Genomic DNA, 11,261 nt, shown 5'->3' with positions numbered 1-11,261 from the left:
CGGGGGGGGGGGGGGGGGCCGGGGGGCCCCCCCCCCCCCCCCCCCCCCCCCCCCGGGCCCCCCCCCCCCCCCCCCCCCCCCCCCGGGCGGTTCTGTATGCGCGCACGACGGCTGTTTTGTATGTGTGTATGTGCGCAGGAAATTTCTGCACACGGGGTTTCCGCCGTGTCCGGGGCTCGTTAGCCAGGGCAAAGCGAAATCTCACCTCTGGTGACATGAGTTGCCGAAGAAAGGAACACGATGAAGTCCCTGAAGGCTGCCGCTGTCGTTGCGGGGTCCATGGTCATCGCCGGTGCCGCCGCGCCCGCCTTCGCCGCCCAGGCCTCCGACCTCACGCCCACCAGCCTCAATGGCGCCCTGGAGACCCTGACCAGCCAGCGCTCGCTCAGCCTGGAGGATGTGCAGCCCCTGCGGCACCAGTCGGACGCGCTCGACACCGAGAACAAGAACTCGGTGCTCAACACCGTGAATGGCGCGACGAAGGCGCTCAACTCCGCCGGTGGCTCCGCAAAGCTTCTCGGCGGACTTCCCCTCCAGAACTGAACGGTTCGCTGTGGAGCACCGTTCCCTTTCATCGCGTGTCTTTCCGGAATACGGTCGGACGCATCCCTAGGCTGAAGCGCACCGCCAAGGAAAGGACGGATGTTGAACACTGTCAAGAAGGCCGCACTGATTTTCGCCACCGCCGTAATGGCCGCGGGTGCCGCGGCGGGCAGCGCCGTAGCCGACACCGACGCCCAGGGCATGGCGGCCAACTCCGCCGGTGTCCTCTCCGGCAACGTCATTCAGGTACCCGTGGACGTCCCGGTGAACGCCTGCGGCCTCAGCGTCGACGTCATCGGCGCGCTGAACCCGGCGCTCGGAAGCAAGTGCGCCAATATGTGACACCGTACGCGGGCTGAGCTGAAAGTGACGCCGTACGCGGGCTGAAAGGGCCGATTCCGCGCCGCGCGGAGTCGGCCCTTCGCATTGTTCGAGGCCGTCCCTCGTTCGTGTGGTCGCCCACCCGGTTGTCGCCCGTCCGGGTGATAAAGGGGCGGGGCGTTTCGGGTCCGTCGATAAGGTTCCGCGGTGACCTCAACCTCAAGCCAAACGCGCCCTTTCCGGGCCGCCGATCTCGGCACGCTCGCCGTCATGGCGTTCAGTGGTGAAGCCCCCGACGGAGACATGCCCTACCTCCTCGCCTACTCCCTGGGGGACGGCGAAGGCGGCCCGGAGGCCTCCAAGGTCGCCATCGAGCAACTGCTGCGCGACAACGGTCTGCCCGTCGGTGACACGCTCCTCGACGGGGCCAGGCAGCCCAGCCTGCCGCTCACCCTCCTCGTCGAGGCGGGCCAGGCCGTCGTCACCATGCCGTACCTCAACGCCCAGTGCCTCGTGCCGCCCGAGTGGCTCGTGGCGGTCGGCGAACGCGGCTACGCCTACTTCCTGTTCGCCACCCGTGCCTGGCCCGACGCCGAGCCGGGCAAGCCCGTCGCGCCGGAGAGCCTGGCTGCCTTCGCGGGTGACGAGGGGACCCTGCTCAGCGCGGCGCACGTGCTCCTGCCCGCGCGCAGTCTGCGCGGCTGATGACACGGACCGCGGGTGGCAGCCGTGCGTTCGCCGTGCTGCTGGTGATCACCGGTGCGGCCGGTCTGCTCGCCGCGTGGGTCATCACGATCGACAAGTTCAAACTGCTGGAGAACCCGAACTTCGTACCGGGGTGCAGCCTGAACCCGGTCGTCTCCTGCGGCAACATCATGAAAAGCGACCAGGCCTCGGTCTTCGGGTTCCCCAACCCGATGCTCGGCCTCGTCGCGTACGGCATCGTGATCTGCGTCGGCATGAGCCTGCTGGCGGGCGCCGGATTTCCGGGCTGGTACTGGCTGACCTTCAACGCCGGCACGCTCTTCGGTGTCGGATTCTGCACCTGGCTGCAGTTCCAGTCGCTGTACCGGATCAACTCGCTGTGCCTGTGGTGCTGTCTTGCCTGGGTCGCCACGATCATCATGTTCTGGTACGTGACGTCATTCAACGTACGAAATGAATTTCTGCCCGCGCCCGGTTGGCTGAAGAGATTCTTCGGTGAATTCACCTGGGTTCTGCCACTCCTGCACATCGGGATCATCGGGATGCTGATTCTGACCCGCTGGTGGGATTTTTGGACGAGCTGACCAATGGGGCGAGCTGAATATTCTGACGAGCTGACTATTGGGTCCGTCGGGGGATTCTTGAACTGAAGGTGTCCTCGGGATCGTTACCCGGTACGGACGCAGACCCCCGAATCCTGAAAGGGACCGTACCTGAGATGAAGCCGACCACTCGAGGAACTCTTGCCGCCATCGTCACGGGCGTAGCGGCAGTGATGGGTGCCGCCGCCGCGACCCCGGCCGTCGCGGCCGAAACGGTCCCCGTCCCCGTACCTCTGGACGGTGTGGAGCGTGCCCTCAACCTGCAGACACCCAAGATCGCCGGGGAGTTGCCGGTGCCCATGCCGGGCGGACCCGAGGGGCCCAGGTACGTCGAGGGACGGATGCTTCCGGAGCAGGCCGTTCCGCAGCTGCCGGTCGGCGCCGGACTGCCCGGGGCGGACGCCCGGGCGCCCCTTCCGCACCTCCTCGGGCACGGCTTCGACCACCTCGGGGTCGACGCGCCCGCGGCCGCTCTGGCCACGCTGACGCCCGGGCTGTCCCTGGACGCCCCGCTCACCGCGCCGAACCCCGACCACTTCGGCCTGCCGGGCCTGAAACTCCCTCAGGCCGCCGTCCTCGGACCCCTCCTGAAGACGGCGCCGGGAGCGAACGTCGGCATGGGGGCGGGGGAGTGACCCACGGCGGGGGCGCCACCGCCGTCGTCCCCGTCGCCGTTCCGCCCCGGCCTACTCGGGCCTGCCCCCGGCCTCCGTGAATGCCACCGTCACCGAGATCCGTTCGAGGAGAGAACATGTTCGTCAGCAGAGTGTCGGGCGGAGTTTCGGTGACCCGGCGGGGCGTGCTGCACGGCCTGCTCGTGTCGGCCGCCGCCGTGGCGCTGGCCCCGGTCGTCATGGCCTCGCTGCCCGTGCGGCCTCCCCGCCCCGAGGACCTCACGTTCGACGAGATGTACCACGGCCGCCACCTTCTCGGCGCGAGGACCGGAGCCGGCGGCGGTCAGTGGCAGGTCACCGTGGACGGCCGGGCGCTGCACCTGATGCGCCGCGCGGACGGCACCTACCTGAGCACGATGGACCACTACCAGTCGTACCCGACCGCGCTCGACGCTGCGCGTGCGGCCGTCGAGGAACTGGGCCCCTCGGAGCAGCTGCGCGACACGGAAGCGGAGGGGAGCCCCCACCATGGCGTACACGCGTAAGGACGTCAGCACCCTGACGGCCGCCGAGCGGCGCCGCTTCGTCGCCTCGCTGCTGGAGGTCAAAAGGCGGGGCGAGTACGACGAGTTCGTGCGGATGCACATCCAGTACTACGTCGCGGACGGCGACAGCGGACTGCGCGCGGCCCACATGGCGCCCTCCTTCCTGCCCTGGCACCGGCAGTTCCTGCTCGAACTGGAACGGGCGCTGCGCCGCGTGGACTCCGGGGTGAGCGTGCCGTACTGGGACTGGACGCGGGACCGGACGCCGACCTCCGCGCCCTGGACCGATGATCTGCTCGGCGGCGACGGGCGGCGCTCCGACCGACAGGTCATGACCGGTCCCTTCGCCTACGCGCACGGGAAGTGGACCATCACGGAGGGGGTGACCGACGGCGAGTACCTCACCCGCGACTTCGGCCGCGCCGACAAGCCGATCGACCTGCCCACCCGCCGCGAGCTGGACTCGGCCCTCGCGGAACCCGTCTACGACACGGCCCCCTGGAACTCCACCTCCTCCAAGGGATTCCGCAACAGCCTCGAAGGCTGGGGGAACGGGTCAGGTGCCGCGTCCTGGCGCAACCACAACCGCGTGCACCGCTGGGTGGGCGGGGCCATGGTCGGTGGTGCCTCCGTCAACGACCCCGTGTTCTGGCTGCACCACGCCTTCGTGGACCTCCAGTGGTCCCGCTGGCAGCAGCGGCATCGCGGCGCCCGCTATCTGCCCGCCCGGCCGCCGGGCCCCGGCGACTCGCAGCACGGACGGATCGTCGCGCGGCACGAGAAGATGCCGCCGTGGGGCGTGACACCGGACAAGCTGGAGGACCACAGCGGGATCTACCGGTACGCGTAGAGGTACCGGTACGCATTGAGGTTCCGGTACACATCGAGGCTGTGGCGAGGCCCCCGGCAGTGACCATCGCCGGGGGCCTTTCGACCGCCTGTGCCCGCTGTCGACCTACGACCGGGAAGAGCGTGTCATTCGCCGTAACCGGAGCCGTAGCCGCCCGAGCCGGGGTTTCCGCTGTCGTGCTCGCTGTCGTGGGCGCACGCGTTGCCGAAGGCCGGGTTCAGCAGTCCGATGACGTCGACGGTGTCCCCGCACACGTTGACCGGCACGTGCACCGGGACCTGGACGAGGTTGCCCGACAGGACACCGGGCGAGCCGGCGGTGCCGGCCTGAGCGCCGGCGTCCGCCATGGCCAGACCGGCCCCGCTGAGCACCACGGCCCCCGTGCCGAGAGCGACACCGGCTGCCTTCGCGATGCGAGACATCACGTTCTCCTTTGACTCGGTGAGTGCGGCTGCTCGGACGCGACCGCACTCACCTTCAACGCGCCCGACCACGGCTGGTCACGGCGTTCACCGGGGGATCACCCTCTACGAACAGGGCTTTCGCCACGGCTCGCGGTGCGCCTTTGCCCGGCCCGGACTGGCCCGGCCGCGAGGCTCAGCCGAGGCGGCGTACGGGGGCGCCCGCCAGGAAGGCCCGGATGTCCTCGACCGTCCCGCCGTAGTACGCCTCGTAGTTGGCCCGCGACACATACCCGAGATGCGGGGTGGCGAGGAGGCGCGGGGCCGAGCGCATCGGATGGTCGGCCGGGAGCGGCTCGATGTCGAACACATCCACGCCCGCTCCGGCGATCCGGCCCTCGCGCAGCGCGGCGAGCAGCGCGTCCTGGTCGACGATCGCCGCGCGGGAGGTGTTGACGAGGTAGGCGGTCGGCTTGAGGAGGGCCAGCTCGGCGGCGCCGATCAGACCACGGGTGCGCTCCCCGAGCGCGAGGTGCACGGAGACGAAGTCGCTGCTCGCGAGCAACTCCTCCTTGGAGGCGGCCAGTTCCACCCCGACCTCTTCGGCGCGCTCCTTGGTGAGGTGCCGGCTCCACGCGCCGACCCGCATCCCGAACGCGAGACCCACCTGCGCCACCCGGCCGCCGATCTTCCCCAGCCCCAGCAGGCCGAGCCGCCGACCGTGCAGATCGGCGCCCACCGTGCTCTGCCAGGGGCCGCCCGACCGCAACGCGTCGTTCTCCGCGACCAGACCCCGTGCAAGCCCCAGCAGCAGCGCCCAGGTCAGCTCCACCGGCGGCGTCGAGGCACTCGGGGTGCCGCACACGGTCACGCCCCGCGCCTCGGCGGCCGCGTAGTCGATCACCGTGTTGCGCATCCCGGAGGCGATCAACAGCCTCAGCCGGGGCAACCGGGCCAGCAGAGACGCGGGGAAGGGTACCCGCTCCCGCAGCGTGACGACGATGTCGAAGTCCGCGAGTACGGCGGCCAGCGCGTCCTCGTCGCCGAAGTGCTCCCGGAAACTGACGACCTCCACGTCGTCCGCCACCGGCGACCAGTCGGCGACCTCGGTCGCCACGCCCTGATAGTCGTCGAGCACGGCACAACGAAGCGGCATGTCAGATTCCTCCCGTCCTCCCCGGTCCGAACGGACCCTACCCGAGCGGCGTTTCGAGGCCCCGGGGCGGCGCCGCAGGAAGCGGCTGCTCCGGAAGCCGCGACGGCCGTTCGCTCGCCATGGCAGTATCTGGGCTTCATGAGTGCGTCCCCAGAGGTACGGAGCCTGCGCGCGGCGGTGTTCGCCGTGCTGTGCGTGCTGCTGGCCGCCGGGGGACACGTGCTCGCCACCGGTCAGGCGCCCCCGCTGTGGGCGGACGGCGCCGGGCTCCTCGCCGTCTTCTCGGCCGGCTGTCTGCTGGGCGGACGCGAACGCTCACTCATCGGGATCGGCGGCGGCATGCTGGCCGCCCAGGCCGGGCTGCACCTCGCCTTCGAGGCGGCCGGCCCGCGGATGGCGATGGACATGCACGGCGCGCACATGGCGAACCCAGCAGGGCACGCCATGACATCGCACGCCACCGCCGCCCACGTGGTGGCCGCCCTCCTCGCGACCTGGTGGTTGCGGCGCGGTGAAGCCGCGTTCTGGTCCCTGCTGCGGCGCGCCGCGGCGCTCGTACCGGGGCTCGCCGCCTGGTGGCGGGTGCGCGCGGGGTGGTCCGCCGTACCGACCCGGCCGGCCGTCGTACGCCGGACCGCGCGGGAACCCCGGCCGCTGCGGCAACTGCTGCTGCGCCACGCGGTCTCCCGTCGGGGACCGCCGGCAGGGCTCGCGTACACGCCCTGACCGCATCCCCACCAGTACGGAGTTCCCCTGATGTCCCCGATTCGCACCACCCTGCGCCGCGCCGGCCTTGTCGCCGCCCTCACCACCACCGGTGTCCTGGCCGCCGCGGGCGCCGCCTTCGCGCATGTGACGGTCCACCCCGAGACCTACGCCAAGGGAGCCACGGACGGTGTTCTCACCTTCCGCGTCCCCAACGAGGAGGACACCGCGAGCACCACGAAGGTGCAGGTCTTCCTGCCGACGGACCACCCGGTCCTCGGTGTGCTCGTCACCCCTCAGGAGGGCTGGACGGCGCAGGTGACGACCACGAAGCTCAAGACCCCCGTCAAGACCGACGACGGCACCATCACCGAGGCCGTCTCGGAGATCACCTGGACCGGCGGCCGGATCCGGCACGGCCAGTACCAGGACTTCAACGTCGCCTTCGGCCAACTGCCCGACAACACTGACCAGTTGAGCTTCAAGACCCTGCAGACCTACTCGGACGGCAACGTCGTCCGCTGGATCGAGGAGGAGAAGAAGGGCGCGGAGGAGCCGGAGAACCCGGCGCCGGTGCTCACCCTGACCGCCGAGGACGCGGAGACGGGTTCCGACGGGACCTCGGACTCGGCGTCGGGCTCCGCCCCGTCCTCGTCCTCGTCGTCGAGCTCGGCGCCGGCCGCCGCGGCCGACTCGACGTCGAGCAGTGACTCCACGGCCCGTGGCCTGGGCATCGCCGGACTGGTCGTGGGCGTCCTCGGCCTGGCCGCGGCCGGCTACGCCCTCGCGCGCGGCCGGGGTGCCCGCTCCGAGTAGGCGAGCGGCCTCTCGCCGGTTCCCATCGGCTCTCACCGGCCGATGACCCCCGCTGAGCGGTTGCCGTCCCGCCGACCTCGTCCTCCGTCGGCGGGACGGAATCCCTCACCAGCCCGTTAGCGAACACCGCGCGTCCGACGCGAGTTGGGCCCGCGCATGAGTGGGGGGTGAGAAAATTCCGTACCCTCCCATGAAGCCTGTTGCCCGAATGCGAGGATGAGCCCGCCATGACTGCTGGGTGGTGTTCTCGCACGGTACGGGCCGCGGTGTTCGCGGTCGTCTGTGTGCTGCTCGCCGCCCTGGGGCACGTGATGATGTCCGGCGGCACGGTGCCCTGGTGGGCGTTGGGAGCCTCGGGCGCGGTGGTCGGCGGCGCGGGCTGGTGTCTGGCCGGCCGGGAACGCGGACTGCCCCTGATCGTGTCCGCCGTGGTCGCGGCGCAGGCGGCACTCCACTCGGTGTTCTCGCTCGCGCAGTCGTCGGGATCCCTGGGAGTGTGGGGCGCGGCGGCCTCGGTCTTCACCGGCCACGACATGAACTCCATGCCCACGGGTCCCATGTCCATGGGTTCTATGTCCCCGGACTCCGTGCCCATGGACTCGACTCGCATGGACGCCATGGACATGGGCGCCATCGATCATCTGGGGCACGCGGCGGACGGCACGTCGTCCTCGCTCGGCATGCTCGCCGCCCACCTGCTGGCCGCCCTGCTCTGCGGCCTCTGGCTCGCGCACGGAGAGCGCGCCGTCTTCCGTGTCCTGCGGGCCCTCGCCGGCCTGCTGGCAGCCCCGCTGCGGCTGCCGCTCGTACTGCCCGCGCCGCTGAGCCGCCCGCGTCCGCGCGTCCGCCGCGACCGCTCAGCCCGCGCGCCGCGTCGGCTCCTTCTCGTCCACGCGATCACTTCTCGGGGTCCGCCCGCCGGGACCGCTGTCGTCTGAAGACAGCAGGTTCCCCGAGGCCGCCCCTGTGCGCCCCGGGCCTCGGCCGTACGTCCTCGTGCGGCCGGTTTCGCTCACCGGACCCTCGGGCCGCCCTCGCGCGCCGGGTCCGGATCCCGGATGACCCGAGAAGGACACCAGGTGACCACTCCTGTCCTGCCCACCTCACGTGACGCGTCGCTGACGGCCTGGGCGCTGGCCGCTCGCGCCGGTGACCCCGACGCAGTCGACCAGTTCGTGCGCGCCCTCCACCGTGACGTACGCCGTTACGTCACCTATCTCGGCGCGGACCCACAGACCGCCGACGACCTCGCCCAGGACACCTTCCTGCGCGCCCTCGGCAGCCTGCACCGCTTCGAGGGCCGCTCCTCGGCCCGTACCTGGCTGCTGGCCATCGCGCGCCGGGCCGTGATCGACAGTTTCCGCACCGCGGCGGCCCGGCCCCGGCTGGCCGACTCCGACGACTGGCAGCTCGCCGCCGAACGCGCCCAGCCGCGCGGCCTGCCGGGCTTCGACGACGGCATCGCGCTCGACGAACTGCTGGCCGAACTGCCCGAGGAGCGCCGCGAGGCCTTCGTGCTGACGCAGCTCCTTGGACTGCCGTACGCGGAGGCGGCCCTGGTGAGCGACTGCCCCATAGGTACGGTCCGCTCACGCGTGGCCCGTGCCCGCAGCGCCCTGATCGCCTCCTTGTCCGACGCCGAACGCTGTGGACTGCCCGAGCGGCGCGAGCTGGTCGGCGCGATGGCCTGACGGGCGCGGCCGGAAAGGGGCGCGGCCCCGGTCGCCTGGGGGCGGGCCGGGGCCGCGGCTCACGGAGTCACCGTGCTGCGGTCACTCACTGTTGAGTTGCCAAGGTGCGGTGCCACAAGGCTCAGTTCTGCGCCGGTGCCTTCTTCTTGCGGAGGAGGAACACGGCCGCGCCGCCGATCACGAGCAGGGCGAAGGCGATGCCCGCGATGACCGGGGTCGCGCCGGAGCCACCGGTCTCGGCGAGGTTGGTGCCCCCGGTGGAGTCGGCGCTCGCCAGGGCCGGGCTCGGCTCACCGACGGTCTGGGTCGTGATGTCGCTCGCGCTGCCCTGTGTCTTGCAGTCGAGCATGCCGGTGAAGTGCTTCTCGAAACCGTTCGGACCCGTCAGCGTGAAGTCGTACGCCTGGTCCTCCTGCAGCGGGACCGTCACCGTCAGCGACTTGCCTGCGGCGACGGTGTGCTCGGCCCCCATCAGCTCGAAGGTGAACGGCGTGTCGCCCGTGACGGTCGCCGTGACGTCCACGCCGCCCTTGGCGCAGTTCGTCGTGGCGGACAGCGCCGGTATCGCGCCTTCCTTGGCCCAGTTCGCGGTCGCCGTCGCCGCGACCGTCGACTCGCTGGAGCCCGCGAGGATCTGTGTCTGGCTGCGGGTTCCGGAAGCGAAGGCCCGGCCGACCGGCACGGTCGTCGACGCCTGTACGGTCAGCGCCGCCGAACCGTCCGTGGCGTCCTTCGGCACGTCGAAGTAGAGCCGGCTGCCGTTCGTCGCCGAGGTGATCGCCTTGCCGTCCTTGCCGACGACCTTCACCCCGCTGGCGGCGGCGTCCGCGGGCGGCGTCACCGTCACGCTGTCCGCGTCGGTGTGCACGGTGATCGGGCCGAGCCTCTCGCCGGCGTGACCGGAGACCGCGGGCGGGTCGAGAGTCAGCGAGGCCTTGGGCTCCGCCACGTTCCGCGCGCTCTTCTGGAGGTAGTCGGCGAGCTTCTCCGCCTGCGGGTCCACCGCGTCCACGTCGGCGCCGTCCGAGTACCGCCAGATGGCCACCTGGGTGCCGGCCGCCGCGTCCTGCTCGGTGAGGCCGTGCGCACCGGCCATGTCCGCCAGCGCCGCGAGGTCGTTCACCTGTGGGTAGGAGTGCTGCAGGATCCAGCGGATCTTGCCGGCGCCCTTGTTGTCGTTCAGCGAGGTGCCGCTCCAGGAGGTCTCCCGGTACTGGGCGTCCCGCTGGGTCGGGTTGTGGAGGTCGATGCAGTACGTCTGCAGCATGCCGCCGCCGTCGACGGACATCTCGAACAGACCGGCGGACACCTGCTGGTCCACGCCGTTGTCGTGGACCACCGCGGCCCCGTACGTCTTCAGACCGCCGATCGTCGCGGTCGCGCCGCCCTCACTCTGCGGGGCATCGTCGGCGGCGGCCGCGCCGGCGGTGGCCAGCGCCCCCGCGGCGACGAGCCCCGACACCAACGTCGCGGCGGCGAGGCGAGCGGCCCCTCGCCTGCGCGCGGACCACGCAGAGAACGAAGAAAACACAGAATTCCCCTTCGAGCAGGACCCGTTGACATGGGGGGACGGTCCCGCCAGCAGAATCAGAAGCCCCGTGAGCTATGCCCGGCATCCTAAGGACGTGGGCGCACCGCACTTCCCGGTCCTGCCGTCGGATAACCGATCCGAATCGGAATCGTTATCGGTCGGCGAGCCTGTGAGCTGCGCTTATCGACAAATCAACGGGGACTGTCCGGACCGGATTTGTCGATAAGCCGCAGTTCGGTCAGGTTCGCCCGGCCAGAGCGATTCCGTACCTGACGTCAGGTCACTCCGGCGGGCTCCGGCTGCTGTTGGGAGGCGTCAAGGGAACGACTCTCCGGCTCCGTCTCCCAGCTGGGCTCGGGCCGGGGGGACGCGGTCGTGTCCCCTTCCTTGTTCGGGCGTCGGAAGGCCGAGGTGCCGCGCGAGAGGTCGTGGCCGATGGCCACCGCGTCGATGTCCGCCGACGTCCAGCTCTGTCCTTCGCGTACCTCGGTACGCACCTTCAACCTGCCCTGCACGATGACGGGATCGCCCACCGACAGCGATGCGCCCACGTTGGTGGCGAGCGCGCGGTTCGCCCACACGGTGAAGAAATTGGTGTGCCCGTCCGTCCAGGCGCTCTTCTCGCGGTCCCAGTACCGCGCCGTCACCGCCAGGCGGAACCTCGCCGACGCGCCGTTCGCCAACTCTCGGTACACCGGCTGCGTCGCCACGTTCCCCACCGCGCACACCATTGTCTCGTTCATGCCCGACCCCTCTCCCGTACGAATGCGTCTGTCGCGGC

Annotated in this window: 14 protein-coding genes and 1 pseudogene; 11 read left to right on the top strand and 4 right to left on the bottom strand. The window is 70.8% G+C overall.

All coding sequences use genetic code 11. The features are described from left to right. Window positions 1-240 precede the first annotated feature (240 nt). The 7 genes from ACIRA5_RS08205 (at window position 241) to ACIRA5_RS08175 (ending at window position 4,180) form a co-directional block, all read left to right on the top strand. The gene (locus ACIRA5_RS08205; protein ID WP_403688520.1) at window positions 241-543 is read left to right on the top strand and encodes a hypothetical protein; all 303 of its coding nucleotides are present in this window, start codon (window positions 241-243) and stop codon (window positions 541-543) included. Window positions 544-642: 99 nt separating this feature from the next. Next, a complete protein-coding gene (locus ACIRA5_RS08200) occupies window positions 643-885 on the top strand; it encodes a chaplin (RefSeq protein ID WP_403688518.1) in 243 nt (80 codons plus the stop codon). Between the two features lie 186 nt (window positions 886-1,071). Then, window positions 1,072-1,569, top strand: coding sequence for a DUF5949 family protein (locus ACIRA5_RS08195; RefSeq protein WP_403688515.1), 498 nt, complete (start codon window positions 1,072-1,074; stop codon window positions 1,567-1,569). After that, window positions 1,569-2,153, top strand: a complete 585-nt coding sequence (locus ACIRA5_RS08190; protein WP_403688512.1) for a vitamin K epoxide reductase family protein — start codon at window positions 1,569-1,571, stop codon at window positions 2,151-2,153. The genes ACIRA5_RS08195 and ACIRA5_RS08190 overlap by 1 nt, the downstream gene beginning before the upstream one ends. Window positions 2,154-2,287: 134 nt before the next feature. Beyond that, complete coding sequence (locus tag ACIRA5_RS08185; RefSeq protein WP_403688509.1) at window positions 2,288-2,806, top strand: hypothetical protein; 519 nt, start codon at window positions 2,288-2,290, stop codon at window positions 2,804-2,806. Between the two features lie 116 nt (window positions 2,807-2,922). Then, on the top strand, window positions 2,923-3,330 hold the full coding sequence (locus tag ACIRA5_RS08180; RefSeq protein ID WP_403688506.1) for a tyrosinase family oxidase copper chaperone: 408 nt from the start codon (window positions 2,923-2,925) through the stop codon (window positions 3,328-3,330). Then, on the top strand, window positions 3,314-4,180 hold the full coding sequence (locus ACIRA5_RS08175; RefSeq protein ID WP_403688504.1) for a tyrosinase family protein: 867 nt from the start codon (window positions 3,314-3,316) through the stop codon (window positions 4,178-4,180). The genes ACIRA5_RS08180 and ACIRA5_RS08175 overlap by 17 nt, the downstream gene beginning before the upstream one ends. Window positions 4,181-4,305: 125 nt before the next feature. On the opposite strand, the gene ACIRA5_RS08170 is transcribed toward ACIRA5_RS08175, so the two are convergent. Next, the gene (locus ACIRA5_RS08170; RefSeq protein ID WP_403688502.1) at window positions 4,306-4,602 is read right to left on the bottom strand and encodes a chaplin; all 297 of its coding nucleotides are present in this window, start codon (window positions 4,600-4,602) and stop codon (window positions 4,306-4,308) included. 250 nt (window positions 4,603-4,852) lie between these two features. Next, window positions 4,853-5,737, bottom strand: a pseudogene (locus ACIRA5_RS08165) (D-2-hydroxyacid dehydrogenase family protein); the annotation flags it as partial. A 138-nt stretch (window positions 5,738-5,875) separates the two neighbouring features. Here ACIRA5_RS08165 and ACIRA5_RS08160 point away from each other — a divergent pair. From ACIRA5_RS08160 to ACIRA5_RS08145, 4 genes are all read left to right on the top strand, one after another. After that, complete coding sequence (locus ACIRA5_RS08160) at window positions 5,876-6,463, top strand: hypothetical protein (protein WP_403688652.1); 588 nt, start codon at window positions 5,876-5,878, stop codon at window positions 6,461-6,463. Between the two features lie 30 nt (window positions 6,464-6,493). Beyond that, window positions 6,494-7,258, top strand: a complete 765-nt coding sequence (locus tag ACIRA5_RS08155) for a YcnI family protein (protein WP_403688499.1) — start codon at window positions 6,494-6,496, stop codon at window positions 7,256-7,258. A 227-nt stretch (window positions 7,259-7,485) separates the two neighbouring features. Continuing rightward, complete coding sequence (locus ACIRA5_RS08150; protein WP_403688497.1) at window positions 7,486-8,196, top strand: hypothetical protein; 711 nt, start codon at window positions 7,486-7,488, stop codon at window positions 8,194-8,196. A gap of 120 nt (window positions 8,197-8,316) precedes the next feature. Continuing rightward, window positions 8,317-8,949 (top strand): sigma-70 family RNA polymerase sigma factor, encoded by a 633-nt coding sequence (locus ACIRA5_RS08145; RefSeq protein WP_403688494.1) that lies wholly within the window; start codon window positions 8,317-8,319, stop codon window positions 8,947-8,949. A gap of 121 nt (window positions 8,950-9,070) precedes the next feature. Here ACIRA5_RS08145 and ACIRA5_RS08140 read toward each other — a convergent pair whose 3' ends face one another. Together ACIRA5_RS08140 and ACIRA5_RS08135 are read right to left on the bottom strand one after the other, a co-directional pair. Beyond that, window positions 9,071-10,480 carry a Cys-Gln thioester bond-forming surface protein gene (locus ACIRA5_RS08140; protein ID WP_403688492.1) on the bottom strand — a complete coding sequence of 470 codons (1,410 nt, stop codon included), beginning with the start codon at window positions 10,478-10,480 and terminating at the stop codon, window positions 9,071-9,073. A 275-nt stretch (window positions 10,481-10,755) separates the two neighbouring features. Then, window positions 10,756-11,223 carry a single-stranded DNA-binding protein gene (locus ACIRA5_RS08135; RefSeq protein WP_403688490.1) on the bottom strand — a complete coding sequence of 156 codons (468 nt, stop codon included), beginning with the start codon at window positions 11,221-11,223 and terminating at the stop codon, window positions 10,756-10,758. Window positions 11,224-11,261: the final 38 nt, after the last annotated feature.

The organism is Streptomyces sp. NPDC096311 (assembly GCF_044763085.1).
Taxonomy (GTDB): domain Bacteria; phylum Actinomycetota; class Actinomycetes; order Streptomycetales; family Streptomycetaceae; genus Streptomyces.
Note: the sequence above shows the minus strand (reverse complement) of the source record. Positions and strands in the feature narration are given on the sequence as shown.

Bases quoted from the DNA above. Each gene is read 5' to 3' on its own strand.
- ACIRA5_RS08205 (WP_403688520.1), top strand. From the start codon at position 241: ATGAAGTCCCTGAAGGCTGCCGCTGTCGTTGCGGGGTCCATGGTCATC.
- ACIRA5_RS08200 (WP_403688518.1), top strand. From the start codon at position 643: ATGTTGAACACTGTCAAGAAGGCCGCACTGATTTTCGCCACCGCCGTA.
- ACIRA5_RS08190 (WP_403688512.1), top strand. From the start codon at position 1,569: ATGACACGGACCGCGGGTGGCAGCCGTGCGTTCGCCGTGCTGCTGGTG.
- ACIRA5_RS08185 (WP_403688509.1), top strand. From the start codon at position 2,288: ATGAAGCCGACCACTCGAGGAACTCTTGCCGCCATCGTCACGGGCGTA.
- ACIRA5_RS08180 (WP_403688506.1), top strand. From the start codon at position 2,923: ATGTTCGTCAGCAGAGTGTCGGGCGGAGTTTCGGTGACCCGGCGGGGC.
- ACIRA5_RS08175 (WP_403688504.1), top strand. From the start codon at position 3,314: ATGGCGTACACGCGTAAGGACGTCAGCACCCTGACGGCCGCCGAGCGG.
- ACIRA5_RS08170 (WP_403688502.1), bottom strand. From the start codon at position 4,602: ATGTCTCGCATCGCGAAGGCAGCCGGTGTCGCTCTCGGCACGGGGGCC.
- ACIRA5_RS08160 (WP_403688652.1), top strand. From the start codon at position 5,876: ATGAGTGCGTCCCCAGAGGTACGGAGCCTGCGCGCGGCGGTGTTCGCC.
- ACIRA5_RS08155 (WP_403688499.1), top strand. From the start codon at position 6,494: ATGTCCCCGATTCGCACCACCCTGCGCCGCGCCGGCCTTGTCGCCGCC.
- ACIRA5_RS08150 (WP_403688497.1), top strand. From the start codon at position 7,486: ATGACTGCTGGGTGGTGTTCTCGCACGGTACGGGCCGCGGTGTTCGCG.
- ACIRA5_RS08145 (WP_403688494.1), top strand. From the start codon at position 8,317: ATGACCCGAGAAGGACACCAGGTGACCACTCCTGTCCTGCCCACCTCA.
- ACIRA5_RS08135 (WP_403688490.1), bottom strand. From the start codon at position 11,223: ATGAACGAGACAATGGTGTGCGCGGTGGGGAACGTGGCGACGCAGCCG.